13 protein-coding genes and 1 pseudogene are annotated in these 15449 nt (G+C 43.3%); 9 read left to right on the forward strand and 5 right to left on the reverse strand.

Going from position 1 to position 15449, the window contains the following annotated elements:
- Positions 1–60 precede the first annotated feature (60 nt).
- The 6 genes from JMX48_RS12060 to JMX48_RS12085 all read left to right on the forward strand — a co-directional run bounded on the left by JMX48_RS12060 (position 61) and on the right by JMX48_RS12085 (position 5676).
- Positions 61–2193: a D-alanyl-D-alanine carboxypeptidase/D-alanyl-D-alanine-endopeptidase gene (locus tag JMX48_RS12060; RefSeq protein WP_227688005.1), complete on the forward strand. Its 2133-nt coding sequence runs from the start codon at positions 61–63 to the stop codon at positions 2191–2193.
- A 91-nt stretch (positions 2194–2284) separates the two neighbouring features.
- Positions 2285–2800: an ABZJ_00895 family protein gene (locus JMX48_RS12065; protein WP_201538134.1), complete on the forward strand. Its 516-nt coding sequence runs from the start codon at positions 2285–2287 to the stop codon at positions 2798–2800.
- Positions 2801–2955: 155 nt separating this feature from the next.
- Positions 2956–3498, forward strand: coding sequence for a DUF421 domain-containing protein (locus JMX48_RS12070; protein WP_201538136.1), 543 nt, complete (start codon positions 2956–2958; stop codon positions 3496–3498).
- An 88-nt stretch (positions 3499–3586) separates the two neighbouring features.
- Positions 3587–4075, forward strand: coding sequence for a 23S rRNA (pseudouridine(1915)-N(3))-methyltransferase RlmH (rlmH, locus tag JMX48_RS12075; RefSeq protein WP_201538138.1), 489 nt, complete (start codon positions 3587–3589; stop codon positions 4073–4075).
- Between the two features lie 127 nt (positions 4076–4202).
- Entirely contained in the window at positions 4203–4697 is a 495-nt protein-coding gene (locus JMX48_RS12080) for a GNAT family N-acetyltransferase (protein WP_227688006.1), read from the forward strand.
- 58 nt (positions 4698–4755) lie between these two features.
- On the forward strand, positions 4756–5676 hold the full coding sequence (locus JMX48_RS12085; RefSeq protein WP_227688007.1) for a DODA-type extradiol aromatic ring-opening family dioxygenase: 921 nt from the start codon (positions 4756–4758) through the stop codon (positions 5674–5676).
- Between the two features lie 36 nt (positions 5677–5712).
- On the opposite strand, the gene JMX48_RS12090 is transcribed toward JMX48_RS12085, so the two are convergent.
- Positions 5713–7206, reverse strand: a complete 1494-nt coding sequence (locus tag JMX48_RS12090) for an amidase (RefSeq protein WP_201538142.1) — start codon at positions 7204–7206, stop codon at positions 5713–5715.
- A gap of 203 nt (positions 7207–7409) precedes the next feature.
- Positions 7410–10682, reverse strand: coding sequence for a DNA translocase FtsK 4TM domain-containing protein (locus JMX48_RS12095; protein ID WP_201538144.1), 3273 nt, complete (start codon positions 10680–10682; stop codon positions 7410–7412).
- A gap of 558 nt (positions 10683–11240) precedes the next feature.
- Here JMX48_RS12095 and trxB point away from each other — a divergent pair.
- From trxB to JMX48_RS12110, 3 genes are read left to right on the forward strand one after another with little or no spacing between them, the layout of a single operon-like run.
- On the forward strand, positions 11241–12263 hold the full coding sequence (gene trxB, locus JMX48_RS12100; protein ID WP_201538146.1) for a thioredoxin-disulfide reductase: 1023 nt from the start codon (positions 11241–11243) through the stop codon (positions 12261–12263).
- Positions 12264–13061 carry a leucyl/phenylalanyl-tRNA--protein transferase gene (gene aat / locus JMX48_RS12105; RefSeq protein ID WP_201538148.1) on the forward strand — a complete coding sequence of 266 codons (798 nt, stop codon included), beginning with the start codon at positions 12264–12266 and terminating at the stop codon, positions 13059–13061.
- Positions 13062–13120: 59 nt separating this feature from the next.
- Complete coding sequence (locus JMX48_RS12110) at positions 13121–13555, forward strand: MerR family transcriptional regulator (protein ID WP_201538150.1); 435 nt, start codon at positions 13121–13123, stop codon at positions 13553–13555.
- An 83-nt stretch (positions 13556–13638) separates the two neighbouring features.
- Here JMX48_RS12110 and rimI read toward each other — a convergent pair whose 3' ends face one another.
- From rimI to JMX48_RS12125, 3 genes and pseudogenes are all read right to left on the reverse strand, one after another.
- Complete coding sequence (gene rimI / locus JMX48_RS12115; RefSeq protein ID WP_201538152.1) at positions 13639–14109, reverse strand: ribosomal protein S18-alanine N-acetyltransferase; 471 nt, start codon at positions 14107–14109, stop codon at positions 13639–13641.
- A 99-nt stretch (positions 14110–14208) separates the two neighbouring features.
- On the reverse strand, positions 14209–14682 hold the full coding sequence (locus JMX48_RS12120; RefSeq protein ID WP_201538154.1) for a hypothetical protein: 474 nt from the start codon (positions 14680–14682) through the stop codon (positions 14209–14211).
- A 677-nt stretch (positions 14683–15359) separates the two neighbouring features.
- A pseudogene (locus JMX48_RS12125) lies at positions 15360–15449 on the reverse strand (elongation factor Tu); the annotation flags it as partial.

The following is a 15449-nucleotide window of genomic DNA, read 5'->3' on the forward strand; positions in this document are numbered from 1 at the left end:
ACGCGAAAACAGCAACTCGTGTTACCATAGGCTGTTTTTTTACCTGATAGATAGATGCTCATGTTCCTCACCTCAAAACGCTGCCATACCCTCGATAATGACATCATTATTCGTACCGAAACTAACCCTAAAGCTAATGCTACAACTAGCGCCAAAGTTAACGCCGAATCAAAGTTGTCTGATAGCCGTTTACGAGCGTTTTCTCAAGCGGGCAAACGCCTGTCTTTATTTGCTGTATTAGCCACAGTTATAGCAACACCGCTCTACGCGCAAGCAGCATTACCAGAGGCCATACAAGCGGCTTTATCACGTGCAAACTTATCAGCTTCTGATATCAGTATGGTGATTACGCCAATCGGTGATAAAAATGCCAGTCACTTGCCTTCCCCCATTAATGTTATCGATAGCAGTCGCTCAAAGTTAACAGAGGCGAATTCTAACGCCAAAACTCTCAATCAAAAAAGCAATCATAATAATGAGAGTAACACTCATGTTAAAAATACGTCGAGCCAGCATAGTGCTGTAACGACTAATGCCCTGATCACTATCGAAAAGCAAACGATTAAAAAGCATGAGCAAAAAATACACGCTTATACTGACGATCCTTATATTTACCAAAGTATAGAGAGTATTCCAACGATTATCCCTGATAGTCATCTGTCCGCGACGAATTCAACCAGCACTCAGACAGCACTCAATAATGATAGTAATAGTGCAGCAAACAATAATACCAATAGCGCTGCCTCATCTATCAAAATCTCATTTTCGCCTTTACTGAATTATCAACCTGATATCGCTCGTACTCCTGCTAGCACCATGAAACTGGTTCCCAGTTTTATTGCTTTAGATATGCTTGGTGCTGACTTTGTCTGGCACACTCGTGTCTACCATACCGGTGTCATCGTAGAAGATCAGCTATATGGCGACTTGATTATTCAAGGGAGTGGCGACCCAAAAATGACCCATGAGCGCTTAGAACAGCTGCTATATCAAGTGCAAGCGTCAGGGATTCGCCATATCAACGGTGATATCATCGTCGATAGCGCTATTTTTCACAACGTGACTAAAGACCCCGCGGCCTTTGACAATGCCCCGTTACGCCCTTATAACGCCAGTCCGGATGGGTTTTTGGTCAACTTTACCACCATCGGTATCAAAACTTATCCGACGGACGATGGTCAAGCAAGCCTAGTCTATACGCCGCAATTAGCGAACTATCAACTGCCAAATACCATAGATGTGCGCTCAGCGGCCTGTGGTCAAGCACGCTATAGTCTTGCACCGCAGTGGCAAGCCACGCGATTGGTACTAAATACCGATCTGCCAAACAGCTGCCAAGAGCATGCTTTTTATATCGCTTATCCCGATGCCAAAGATTTTGCCGCACGCATCATCGCTGCCAAATGGCAAGCGCTGGGCAATACACTGAGTGGTAAGGTCATCACACAAGAAACCCCTTACGATGCGACAAAAAAGACAAAGCCAGCACAAGGTCTAGCCGCATGGCCCATGTCACCATTACCTATTGTTAGCTATGCTTCACTGAATTTGAGGCAACAAGTTCATGACATCAATCACTTCTCAAACAATGTCATGGCTGAGCAAGTGGCGTTATCGATAGGCGCTTACTCTCCAGAAAATTTAGCCAAAACCAATGCTAATCAAAGTATGGATGGTAAAAAAGCCAATAGCCAAACTGCTAATCATGAGAGTAGTCACAATGATGCCAGCAGTTTATATCAATTTGGCAATCCGACGGCGACAGATTATCCTGAGGCCTTACAGACGATCAGCCAATGGTGGCAGACGCATTTAGACACGCCGCCACCGCATTTAACCAATGGCTCAGGGCTGTGCCGCGACTGTACGATCACTGCCGCTAATTTAAGCGAATTATTGACGTACGCGTATAATCGTCCAAGCTTCGACGCCTACGTCAATTCCTTAGGCGTGGCGGGAGTTAGTGGCACCATTTCCAGTCATAGTGACCGTCTACCTGAGTCGTCAGCCATTGGTCGCGCTTGGATAAAAACGGGCACCTTAAACAACGTCACGTCGATGGCAGGATATGTCAAAGGGTTATCAGGACAGGACTATGCCGTCGTTGGGCTTATCAATAGCGAGCAAGCGTTAAACGCTTATAATGCTAGAACGGTGCTAGATGCGATGCTTGACTGGACGGCGCAGCATTAGAGGCGCTTATTAAAGATGCTTTTTATAGCGAGCAGCGGTCAACACGCTCTACTTTTAATTTCCTATTATTTACCTTTATAAAGGTCAGCTTATGTCACGCAAGACAACCAACCTCAGCAAACCTAACCTGAATTCAGGCCATAATGGATTGACACAAGCTCATACATCCACTCAACCTAAACTGGCAAAATATATTGGATTTTTTGTGATTGGTTATATGCTTGCCAGCGTGATATTTATGATTATTCAAACCAAAATGGCGCTAAACTCACCATTGGTCACGGTCATCTCTATCATTGTCGGTGCTTATATCGCGGTACACAAATTCATCAAACACCAACAGCGCGCACTGAATAGAAATGAGAGCAATCGCTTGATGTTCGGCAGCGTCGCTATCGTTTGGCTACTGACGCTCATTTACTTATTAGGTATATGGTTCTGGTTGTTTGATTCGGTGAGCCGTGAGGTATTGTTTGAGATGACCAAACAGCAGCCGCTACCGCTGCTTGCGTCAATGATACTGATATTGGTAATGACATTGGTCAGCGCTCGAATCAGTATTTTGCTACTCAATCGTTTGCTTGACCCCAAACGCAAGACAATTTAACGCTAGTGAGATAACCAAAACGCTATAAGTGACTAAAAAACCTCCTAAAGTGACGGTAAGTTTTTCCCTATAGATGCATAAAATGCGTTAGGCTAACTTTAACGGGTAAATGATTAGCAGAGACTTGTGCCACTTTCACAATAGGAGCGATCTCCATGGAAATGCTTTTTTTTGACAATATAGACAAACTTGGACGTATTGCCTTGACGGCTGTCATGATCTACGTCTTAATCGTGCTGGTGACTAAAGTCTCAGGGAAACGCTCTACCTCACAGCTCAACAACTTTGATTGGATCGTTACGGTGATGATTGGCTCACTGGGTGCCAGTACCATTTTGCTCAAAGACATTCCTTTTATCGAAGGCGCGACGTCTATTTTGGTGCTTTATCTATTGCAGTTTTTGGTTACCAAATACGCCTCTATCTCACCGGTATTTAGCAACTTTATTTTGTCCGAGCCACGTATTGTTTTTTATCAAGGGCAGTTCTTGCCAGATGCGATGCAAGCTGAGCGGTTGACTCGTCAGGAGATAGAATGTGCGATGCGTTCTGAGGGGATCAACAGTTTCGATGATGTTGAAGCTATCGTCTTTGAATCGGATGCAAAGCTAACCATCATTCCAAAGCCGAGCGACGCTAGTAACGATCAGCAAAGCACAGAAACTCAGGTTTCACAAACCATTGCGCCTTTGATGTAGACCACAGGCCATAAAAGACCGTTTATTCGATTCACCTAACGGTAGCATTGTTTGTAATATTTATTCAATTATTGACATGGTATGGATTATGAAAGTAAGAATTTTGAGCGTTGGCAATAAAATGCCTAACTGGGTACAGACAGGTTTTGATGAGTATCATAAACGCATTCAACCCATGCTCAGTACAGAAATTGTCGAAATTGCTGCGGCAAAACGAGCAAAAAATCCTTCAGATGCCAATTTAGCACAGTATCGTGAGCAAGAAGGTCAAGCAATCTTGGCCGCACATAATGCAGCGGGGCGTGAGCGGTTATGGGTATTGGATGTCAAAGGAAAGATGCTATCAACAGAAGGATTGGCAGATAGCTTGGCAGATGCGATGCAGCAAGGTGATGACATTGCTTTAGTGATTGGCGGCGCAGATGGTGTGTCCCCAGAAGTCTTGGCAAAAGCCGATGTAAAGTGGTCGTTGTCCGCGCTGACATTGCCGCATCCATTGGTACGTGTTGTATTAATGGAGCAGTTATATCGAGCGATGAGTATTAATAATAACCACCCTTATCACCGTGGTAATTGATAGCCATAACATTGTTTTAAGCGAACCACCAACACGCCCAATTTGAATAAAAAACGTCAGGTCATATATGAATTCGTATAGCGCTTTTGAGACAGAACGAACGAACGTTTTTTATATTAATCATGATATGGCCGAAGAAGTTCAAAAGTATCTCACTAGAAATAGAACCAGACTGTCGCTTTTTGAGCCATTAAGAGACTCCGAATACTATACATTAGCCAATATAAAAGAACGTATTGACGCTTCAGTATCTGAGCAAAAACACACTAAAGGCGTTTCTTTTGCCGTGACATTAAAAGATTCTCAAGAAATTATTGCCGTTATAAATTTCACAAACTTTATCTTTGGGGTATTTCAAGCTTGTTATTTGGGCTTTTCTATTGATGAAAAGTACGAAGGAAAAGGCATTATGTATGAAGTATTATCAAGTGCCTTAATTTATATAAGGGATACATACTCTCTGCATAGAGTGATGGCCAATCATTTACCTGATAACAAAAAGAGTGCGTTTTTATTGAAAAAACTTGGTTTTGTACAAGAAGGATATGCGAAATCATATTTGATGATTAATGGTATTTGGCAAGACCATGTTTTGAACGCTTTGATATTTGAAAACGCCTAAAATATTTTTAGACAGCAGAGGCTTTATAAAAAAGATATCTGCTAAAACAGATTGAAAAATGCGTACTTACCCTAATAAATGGAACATGAAATATCCAAAACTCGTAACACCCAATGCCTCTCATGCCAATCGTCAACGTAACGATCATCGCAGTCATGCGTCGCCGCCCATCTCGACTACGGCGGCTTGGACAGACACACCTGCGGTAGTGTCCAATTTGGCGAAGCTACCTGCCTTGTTTATCTCGCATGGAGCGCCCACACTTGCGATTGAACAATCTGCCACGACTAGCGCGCTGGCACGCATCGGGCAGAACCTACCCAAGCCACGCGCCATCATCATTATGTCAGCACACTGGCAGTCAACAAAGCTTGAGATCAGCAGTAATCCGCAACCAAAGACGTGGCATGACTTTTCGGGTTTTTCGCCTGAATTGTACGAGTTACAGTATCCTGCGGTAGGTCAGCCAGCGCTCGCTGAGTCACTTGCACATCAGCTCACAGCACGCGGTATTACGTGCAGCATAAATCCGATGCGTGCTTGCGATCATGGGGTTTGGGCACCGCTCAGACATCTGTATCCACAGGCAGATGTGCCTATCGTACAAATATCATTACCGCAGCACTATGACAGTATCGCTTGTTATCAATTGGGCGCACAGCTTGCCCGTTTGCGTGAAGAGCAAATACTTGTCATCGGTTCCGGTAGCATCACGCATAACTTGCAAGCGCTGCGCTGGCAAGCGGACAGTACAGATCAGACAGCAAAAGACTTTAAGCTATGGTTACTACAGCATATTAAGGCGGACATTCCTACCGCCCTAGATTGGCAGCAGTACCCTGACTATAAAGACATTCATCCAAGTGACGAGCATTTACTACCGCTGTTTTTTGCTTTAGGTGCTGGTCAGCGTGTTTCTGTCGTCCATCAAAGCATGGCACATCATAGTTTGGGCATGGATATCTATCGCTTTGATTAGAACGCACTCGTCAAAGCGATTATAAAAAAACCAAAACTACTTTTCAAAAGCAAGTTTGGTAAATAAACCAGCTCGCTCCATCTCACCTGCCACACTGAACAAAGTCGCCTCATCATTCATCCGTCCAATCAGTTGCATGCCAATGGGCAAGCCTTTTTTGCTCATCCCTACTGGCAACGACATTGCAGGCAATCCTGTGACATTGCCCAATAATGTAAAGCCCATTTTACCCAATACTGGTGCGCTAAGTTTTTCGATCATACCCGAGCTAAAGGCGTACTTACCCATATCAAAGCCTTTATTGAGTATCTCAGCGCTACGCATCATCATCTCATCCATACGACTGGGTGGTAACACGCCATGCTTCACAGCAGCAGTCGGAACGGTTGGACACAAAATCATATCGTAAGTTTCGAGCAGCAAACCTGTTTGATATTGACTATTATGCCAGCCGTGTTTAGCATGCGCCAAATCAACTGCTGATAAAGAACGCCCTAGTAATGCCATATTGTAAGTTTGTGGCTCTAAGTTTTTGATATGCGCAGCACCAAAATCACGTTCGATATTTTCGATAGTGAAAGCGGTATGCGCGCAGACCACTACCATGAAATCGTGCCAAAACTGTGCAATGTTGATATTAGGCTCAGCAGGTATCACCTGATGACCCATGGCTTCTAGTTGTTTTGCCGTCTGCTCCAGTACAGCGAGCACTTCCTTGTCTACTACTGTGTTGGCGATTAGAGGTTGTTGATGTAAAGCGATGGTCAATTGCCGCGGCGCACGCATCGCCGCTTGTAAAAACGTACCGTTTGGTGGTGCAATGATAAATGGCGCACCGATTTCTGCACCGCTCGTCGCATCAAGCATCGCGGCACTGTCGCGTACCGAACGTGTAATCACATGATCGGCAACCGCCCCTTCCCAGCCTTCACCAAATTTGGGGCCTATCGGATTACGACCACGGCTCGGCTTTAATCCAAATGCGCCGCACCAAGCAGCAGGGAGACGTATCGAGCCGCCGCCATCACCCGCGCCTGCCATTGGTACTATGCCACCAGCCACTGCCGCTGCACTACCACCAGAAGAGCCGCCAGAGCTATAGCCTTTCTTAAAAGGGTTGTGAGTGGCGCCATGGGCTTTTGGCTCAGTGGTAATAATCAAACCAAACTCAGGGGTATTGGTTTTACCAAAGGTATTGACGCCTGTGGCTTTCATGCGTTTAACGATTTCACTGTCATTTTCTGAGATGATATTGACACTACGACTGCCCATCGTCACTGGCTCACCAGCGAAACTAAATGACAAATCTTTTAGCAAATAAGGCACGCCATTGAATACGCCAGTCGGCAATCCTGCTTGCGCGGCATTATAAGCGCGCTCATCAAAGCGGTGAATAATGGCATTGAGTTTTGGGTTAAGCTTGTTCGCTTGAGAGACAGCAGCGTCTAATACTTCTTTAGCACTCACCTCACCTGCATTAATAAGAGCGCCCAAACCTAGGGCATCATACTGAGTATATTCTTTGAACATAACCGACCTTCCTTGGTAAATGATTTTATTTAGTATATCGGTTTACAGATCGAACAGCCATCCTATCGATCTGGGTTTATTCAACGACTCTTAAAATGTGTCAACTCATTTTAGGATGGGACATGGGAATAAAAAAAGCGAGTCACTCTCGCGGCTCGCCTTTTTATGATTCATCACACTGACTTAGCTCTATATTAATAGCGCTACATTAATAGCTCACGCTTACCACTTTTACCCATCGAGCTGACCAGTCCTGCCTCTTCCATTGAATCGACAATACGAGCGGCTCGGTTGTAGCCGATACTAAATTTACGCTGGATACTAGAAGCAGACACCTTACGCGTTTCCATAATAAAGCCCACGGCTTCGTTGTAAAGATCATCATCTTCGCCAGAGGCATTGCTCGAGCTACCGCCGCCACTAGGACTAGACAATTCAAAGTTGCCTGCCATATTATCAATATAATCGGGGGCGCCGCGCTCACGCCAAGCGTCACAGACACGGTTGACCTCTTCGTCACTGACATACGCACCATGCACACGATCTGGTTCAATCTGTCCAGGCCCTAGAAATAGCATATCACCATTACCCAGCATATCCTCAGCACCACCACTATCCAAAATCGTCCGCGAATCTACTTTTGAGTTGACACGTAACGCTGCCCGAACCGGGATATTGGCTTTAATCAGACCTGTAATAACATCGACGGATGGGCGCTGGGTCGCAAGCATCAAGTGAATACCCGCTGCCCGCGATTTCTGTGCCAAACGTGTGATCAACTCTTCTGCTTGCTTACCAACTTGCATGATCATATCGGCAAATTCGTCTGCGACAATCACAATCATCGGTAAGGTTTTTAGCTTTGGTGCTTGGCTAATGCTCACACTGTCATTCGGTCGCCATAAAGGATCGAGCATTGGATTGCCTGATTTTTCTGCAGCGATGACCTTTTTATTAAACTCATTGAGCTTGCGTACTTTGAGCAAACTCATCAGCTGATAACGGCGTTCCATTTCTGCCACACACCATGACAAAGCGCTGGCCGCCTCCGTCATATCAGTAACGACTGGCGTTAGTAAATGCGGAATGTCATTGTAGTTGGCAAGCTCTAACTGCTTGGGGTCAATCAAAATCAGGCGCAGCTCATTCGGCGTATATTTGAGCAGCATAGACAATAGCATTGAGTTGACCAATACCGATTTACCAGAGCCTGTGGTACCAGCAACCAACATATGCGGCGCGCGGGCAAGGTCGGTAATGATTGGATTGCCGCCGATATCTTTACCCATTGCCATACTGATTTGGGCTTTAGGATCATTGAATTTTTCGGTATTGAGCAATTCAATTAAACGCACCATTTCGCGCTGTTTATTGGGAACTTCAATGCCAATATAAGGCTTACCAGGAATCACCTCAACCACACGCAGAGACGCCATCGATAACGAACGTGCCAAGTCTCGTGAAATGCCTGTGACCTTACTGGCTTTCACCCCAGCAGCAAGGTCTACTTCAAAACGAGTCACCACGGGTCCTGGAATGGCATTAACCACATTAGCTTTTACATTAAACTCTTGCAGTTTAATCTCTAATAACTCAGATAATTGCTCAAGCTCTGCAATAGTATAACTAGGCTTACGGTCAGGATCAGGTTTGTCGAGTATAGATATTTCTGGAATAGGCGTTAAGGCACTGCGATAAGCTGCCGTTTGCATCGAGCGTGATTTTTGACTGAATGCAGCATCGTCACTAATATGCGGCATCACTGGTGAATCGACATCATCAATACGGCTATCGTCTTCTGGCATCATATCGGCGATATGGTTGCTGCTATCGCCCTCTGGCACCGCAAAGCTCATGGTCGGCCTAGCTGTCGTTGCAGGCTGTACGATTGTGGCCGTATTGTCCGTTGGCGCTGCTTTTGGATTAGCAGGTGGCGTATTTGTCGGCGTCATATCTGAGACAACTGATACAGGTGGAGTAACCTCTATCGATACTGGCGCAACAGGGATTTCAGGCACCGCTGGTGACACAACATGATGTGATGGCTCCTGCTCAGCGCTATCTGACTCAACGGCTTCATCAGGTTGTGCCGCAGCTGGGTTCAAGTCGTCGGCATGCTCTGTTAACCATGACGCTGCCAACGTATCAACACCTACTGTGGTCTCTGTTGATGCAGGTGAGGCAGACTCATCAATAGTGTGGCCAGCTGTTTCACTGTTCACCCATTCGTCAACTGCTGGTTGGATGACTCTTGTTTTTGGGCTGACAATAGATTGACTCGCAGACAGCTCTGCCTCTGAGCTTTCTATTTTTAAGTGATGGTTGGATACTGGTGCAACGTCATTTAGTGAGTCAGTATTTGATAAGTCAGTATTCAATGACTCAGGGCTGGAAGAACTAGAAACAAAAGCAGCCGCCTCAGAATAATTGATGCTATTAGCGTTATAAGCCGTATGCTCGCTGGCTAATAAATCATCGACGGTATTGGCATCATTCCATGCAAAGCTTGGCTCAACTTTACGAGTAGGCACTATGACAGGGTTCGAAGTCGTTGAGGTATTAGTGGGGCTAATAGTCTTATCTATCGTACTGCTAGGTGTCACTGCGGCCGTATTTAAATAATCGCTATTGACATTATTAGCCATAGCCATTTGATTAGCCGTGGCTTGTTTTGCCGCTACCATAGAAGCTTTTACGCTATCAGTAAGTCCTGAATTCACTAAAAAATCTGACAATACATTATTGAACCGACCGCTGTTATCTACTGCTTGAGCATGGTTGGAGGATTGCAACTCAAGTGGTAACTGTTCGTACTCTGATGCTGCTTTTTTTGTATTACCTTTTGATATATTTTGCTCAGTGGTGGTATTTTGCGGCGTTATATTTTTGTTTTTAACACCTGAACCGAACCACGATAACGTAGTAATCTTCCGATAAATCGTCAGCCAATGAATGTTAAAGGCAAAGGTCGCTGTAATAATGACGAATGCCATCAAAAACAACACACTCCCCCACTGCGATAAAAGCTGTGCTAAACGCGACTGCAACTCAAGACCGATGATACCGCCAGCCACCCCTTCAAGCTTTGTCGATACAGGATTGGTGACTTGCTGTACTAAAAACACAATCTGAGCAAATAAGGCACTGGCACTTAATAATAAAAACACATAAGCGACCACGCGCATCAGCCAAAACGTTGGCTTATTGTCCCACCAAATAAGGATAGACTCATAAACGATAAATGCCAGCATCCACCATGCGCCAAAACCGAAAAAGCTATAGAGCAAGTCAGATAACCAAGCACCTGTCTCACCGCCCATATTATTAATCGTGGTCATATCACTACTGATGTGCGACCAGCTAGGATCATTGCCTGTATACGTCATCAAAATGACAAACAGATAAACGGCCAGTATTGACCCAAGGAGGGTAAATATTCCTTTTTTTAAATACTCAATAAGCGGTGCTGATATCACGTAAGATCTGCCTTGTTATTAATACTAAATGGTCGCCTGCGCATGACTAAGCCTAATCATGCTGACATAAAGTGCTGACATAGATATATCTAGCGAAGTGTTTAAAAGCCATTATTTGTCCTAGCAACTGCGTATAACAGTTATCTTTTGGCCCCTATCACACTTGGCATAACTTCTTATAATAACAAATAGATAGGTGCAGTGGCGACAGTCTTCTAAAGAAAGAGTGCAAGAAGATGAGTCGATACACGATTTAGACACAAAATCACACGATTAATTAAAATGGCTGACAGGATACTGCTAACAATTTTGTACAAATTCTATAAAATAGCCACTGTTTCTCATGGTTATAATTCAAAATTGTATTTCAAGGCAAACATGCTTTAATTCTAATGATTCCCATGTTTGTTTTAGCAAACTTGCACTTTGTGCCATATGGCCTTATGTTATTATCACACAGCAATTAGAAAAACCATATTAGTCGTATTTTTTGAATATTTTTTTTGATTATATTGATCATTCACATTTTTAACTCGTATATTTAGCAAGGAACAACTCATGGCAACTGACAACACCGCTCCACGTCACGAAAAACTCATCATCTTAGGCTCAGGCCCGGCGGGCTACTCTGCTGCAGTTTATGCCGCGCGTGCCAATCTTAAACCAGTTATGGTCACTGGGATGGAAGTGGGTGGACAATTAACAACCACTACTGAAGTCGATAACTGGCCAGGTGATGCACACGATTTGACCGGTCCTGCGTTAATGGATCGCATGAAAGCCCATGCCGAACGTTTCGGTACTGAATTGGTCTATGACCATGTCAATGAAGTAAATCTGAATGTGCGACCTTTTCAATTGACGGGCAATAATGGCAATTATACTTGTGATGCCTTGATTATCTCAACCGGCGCGTCAGCTCAGTATTTGGGATTGGAATCAGAGACCAAATTTAGAGGTTTAGGCGTTTCAGCTTGTGCCACTTGTGACGGTTTCTTTTATAAAGACCAAAAAGTCGCTGTAATTGGTGGCGGTAATACTGCTGTCGAAGAAGCTTTATATCTATCTAATATTGCTTCTGAAGTGACGCTAGTACATCGCCGTGATAGCTTGCGTTCTGAAAAAATCCTCCAAGACAAGCTGTTTGAGAAAGCCAAAAATGGCAATATCAAAATCGAGTGGAACCACAAAGTCAAAGAAGTCGTTGGCGATGATATGGGCGTCAATGGCGTGATCATCGAATCTATGATTGATGGCACGACCAAACCACTAGACGTTATGGGCATGTTTGTCGCGATCGGTCATAAGCCTAATACAGAATTGTTCAAAAATCAGCTCGATATGAAAGATGGTTATCTTATCGTCAAAAGCGGCTTGAACGGCATGGCCACACAAACCAGTGTCGAAGGGGTGTTTGCAGCAGGTGATGTCGCCGATCATGTCTACCGTCAGGCTATTACTTCTGCTGGCACTGGCTGTATGGCTGCGCTTGATGCTGAAAAATACTTGGATGCTATCGGTGAAACGACTGCAACTGACCATACTTATGCGTCAACCTTGACTGCTGACAAAGAATCCTAAATGGATAACTTCTCTCAACAGAACGATAAAGTCATCACGCCTGAGACCTTAAAAAGTCTTGGGCGTTATGACTTTCCTAATCCTATTTCTATCGATCCTGATGGGCTTGGTATCATCGCTATAGGTGGTGATTTGGCACCCGAGACGCTGATTTCTGCTTATGCGCAGGGCCTGTTTCCTTGGTTCAATGAAGACGAGCCAATCGCTTGGTGGTGTCCTGAGCCAAGATGTGTGATGGTGCCAACGGACTATCAACCCAGCAAGTCTTTACGGAAGCAGGCAAATAGCGCACGTTGGCAAGTGACACTCAATCAAGCATTCGATGACGTTATCCATGCCTGTAGTTTACCACGTAGCGATGGGCTACCTGAGGGTGAGCACACTTGGATTCATGATGAGATGATCGAAGCTTACACTGAGCTACACGCACAAGGCTTTGCTCATAGCATCGAAGTTTGGGATGATAAAGGGCAATTGGTCGGTGGACTTTATGGATTAAAAATAGGCCGCATCTACTTTGGTGAATCCATGTTTCATCGTGCCTCTAATGCCTCAAAGTTAGCATTTTGGGGCTTGATGCGCTTGTGTGAGCAAAGTCATGTCGCACTCGTTGACTGTCAGCTACCAAATGACCATCTTATGAGCTTAGGTGCTGTCACCTTGCCGCGAGCTGATTTTCTTGTTCAATTGGATACCTTAATAAGTGATGGCTCAGTCAAATGGCAAGGCGACTCGCATAAGCCATTGGCCGTGTCCCTACTCGATACGATAAAACCATGGCAACTTAAATTGAGATGATTACTCCTTTTCTATCGCTCCTCTCTTGCCATTAACAACTACCTATCGACGACATTATTATGGCACTTGATACCTCATTCTTATTAATTGGCACACTAGCAACCAAGGCTAATACGACCAAAGATACTGTCCGCCATTATGAGCAACTGGGCTTACTAAAATCTCGCAAACGTCAGGCAGGATCGCGTCTATATACAGAGTTTCATCCACAATGTATCGAGCGCATCGAATTGATCAAAAGTGCCCAAGCCATTGGCTTTACACTGACTGAAATCAAAGATAGCCTCAACGATTATTACGACGGTCAACTTGATATTGGTTTACAGCTGACGATTACTCAGCAAAAATTAGCACAAGTTCAAAAACAGCAAGCCAACATTAACCTTATGGTAGAGTTGCTAAGCGAACGTATCGAAGTGCTTGAAAGTATGAAAGCAAACAGTGACTACCAACTAAATACTGAAACCTGTAAAAAGAAAACATCGCCACGCTAAAGACCATGACGCTGGTTTAGATTGCGTATTTATCTTCAGCAGAATTACTTTCTCAATTTTTTAATTAGATTTTACTCACTTTATTATCTATAAACACGCTGCATAATCAATGCGTCAATCGCTGGCTGGTCTAGCAATTTATAATAGCCTTTTCGCTGATGAATCATTGCAAACCCTTGCTGCTCATACAACGCTATCGCAGGGACATTATCTGCTCGCACCTCTAATAACAGACTCTCTACCTGATTGCCCTGCAATAATTCATGCAACCTATTTAATGTCTGTGAACCCATTCCTTGTCGTTGATAATCAGGATGAGTACCTATCCGCAAGATTTCTGCTTGCTCAAAAAGATGTTGATAAAGACAGTAGCCAACGACTTTATCGCCTTGATAGACTACTAATAAATCAATACTATCCTGTGCCAGTAATTCTACTATGCTCTGATATGACCAAGCGTCTCGCGGTTGAATAATGGTTTCAATATCGGCAACGGCTTGAAGAATAGGCTTGTTTGCATTGGTTACAGCTTTTAGGTTTTCTATAGTTGGCATATTTTGTTCTAATGGGTAGATTCATGAGTAAGGTGAATGGTGCGTGGTGTTGGCCAGTTTGATCCTTGCTCTCTACGTTTTTTTGATGTCAGTGATAAATTAGCCGACGTAGTAACTTATAGCTTGATTTGTGGCTTTCTCAAGGGGACTATTTTTTAGTTCTATTTTTTCGCATTCAAAAACTATTTCTGTATCACCTAACAAAAATAGTGAATGTATAATATTATTATCAGGCGTTACGTCTACTTCATGTGCCATTATGGTCATTGGTAATATTTGACAATTAATATCAACATTTATAATATCAGAATAGATGATTTTTATTAAATCTCTGCCTTGTCTTTGCTCGATCTTCAATAATATTCTATCATTTTCTAAATCATAATAAATCGACTTGATTATTCCTTTATTAAGCGTCTTCTCTCTATTATCTATTCCATTTAAATCACTTGATAAAATCGAGCTTAAATCTTTCCTACGTTTAAGTATCTTAGGGACTACTTCATCATAGTAGTACGTAAAATCCCAAGTATGCTCTCCATAAGAATTTACAAAGTGTTTGATATGTTTCATTATAACTATCCTTACATCATATATTTTGGAGGTAATTCAACTAGCACTATGATGAGCGATAGCATAATGCTCACATCAATCGCATTTCAATGGTGTGTTACGCCTTGTTTTTATTTTCTAGCCCACCCTACGCTTGTTACTATCTAAATAACTTCTCTTAATTTTCTTAATAGGCTTTAGCGCTCGTAAAACTTATTTCTATAAATCTTATGACCTTTGTGTCTGTATTTTTTCCCCGAGTAATAGAGGTATGAGGAATAGTCATTGTCTATCATAATTCTTGGACCATTCTCTATAGAATAATATGATCCAAAATCAATTTCTGAGTTTGCAGGTATTAATTCTACTGTACCAGCATTAATAAGTTTACGTGGGTCGTAGTCAAAAACGTCTATAGATTCGATATTTTCCCACCATTCTATAAGTTCTCATATATTAGTAAATGAGCTATACCAAATATATTCTTCAGCCCCATAATCAACTAAGATCTCAATAATGAGTTTGTTCATTTATAATTCGTATCTCTATTGTTGCGAATAATTTTCAGTATATATATATTAAACCAAAGCCATCGTAAAATAATAATTATTCCCTACTCAAAAAAAAGCCACCCTCAAATAGAGGGTGGCTTTTCACTGATCAATCACGTCTATCAGAATACTCTGATATCGGTAATCTTAGTTGCTTACATTAGCAACAACACCAGCGCCTACAGTACGGCCGCCTTCACGAATAGCGAAGCGAAGACCTTTGTCCATAGCGATTGG

The sequence above is a fragment of the Psychrobacter immobilis genome, from assembly GCF_904846225.1.
Taxonomy (GTDB): Bacteria; Pseudomonadota; Gammaproteobacteria; order Pseudomonadales; family Moraxellaceae; genus Psychrobacter; species Psychrobacter immobilis_F.

Excerpts from the sequence above, each read along its gene's own strand:
- JMX48_RS12060 (WP_227688005.1), top strand. The coding sequence starts at position 61 with ATGTTCCTCACCTCAAAACGCTGCCATACCCTCGATAATGACATCATT.
- JMX48_RS12065 (WP_201538134.1), top strand. The coding sequence starts at position 2,285 with ATGTCACGCAAGACAACCAACCTCAGCAAACCTAACCTGAATTCAGGC.
- JMX48_RS12070 (WP_201538136.1), top strand. The coding sequence starts at position 2,956 with ATGGAAATGCTTTTTTTTGACAATATAGACAAACTTGGACGTATTGCC.
- rlmH (WP_201538138.1), top strand. The coding sequence starts at position 3,587 with ATGAAAGTAAGAATTTTGAGCGTTGGCAATAAAATGCCTAACTGGGTA.
- JMX48_RS12080 (WP_227688006.1), top strand. The coding sequence starts at position 4,203 with ATGGCCGAAGAAGTTCAAAAGTATCTCACTAGAAATAGAACCAGACTG.
- JMX48_RS12085 (WP_227688007.1), top strand. The coding sequence starts at position 4,756 with ATGCGTACTTACCCTAATAAATGGAACATGAAATATCCAAAACTCGTA.
- JMX48_RS12090 (WP_201538142.1), bottom strand. The coding sequence starts at position 7,206 with ATGTTCAAAGAATATACTCAGTATGATGCCCTAGGTTTGGGCGCTCTT.
- trxB (WP_201538146.1), top strand. The coding sequence starts at position 11,241 with ATGGCAACTGACAACACCGCTCCACGTCACGAAAAACTCATCATCTTA.
- aat (WP_201538148.1), top strand. The coding sequence starts at position 12,264 with ATGGATAACTTCTCTCAACAGAACGATAAAGTCATCACGCCTGAGACC.
- JMX48_RS12110 (WP_201538150.1), top strand. The coding sequence starts at position 13,121 with ATGGCACTTGATACCTCATTCTTATTAATTGGCACACTAGCAACCAAG.
- rimI (WP_201538152.1), bottom strand. The coding sequence starts at position 14,109 with ATGCCAACTATAGAAAACCTAAAAGCTGTAACCAATGCAAACAAGCCT.
- JMX48_RS12120 (WP_201538154.1), bottom strand. The coding sequence starts at position 14,682 with ATGAAACATATCAAACACTTTGTAAATTCTTATGGAGAGCATACTTGG.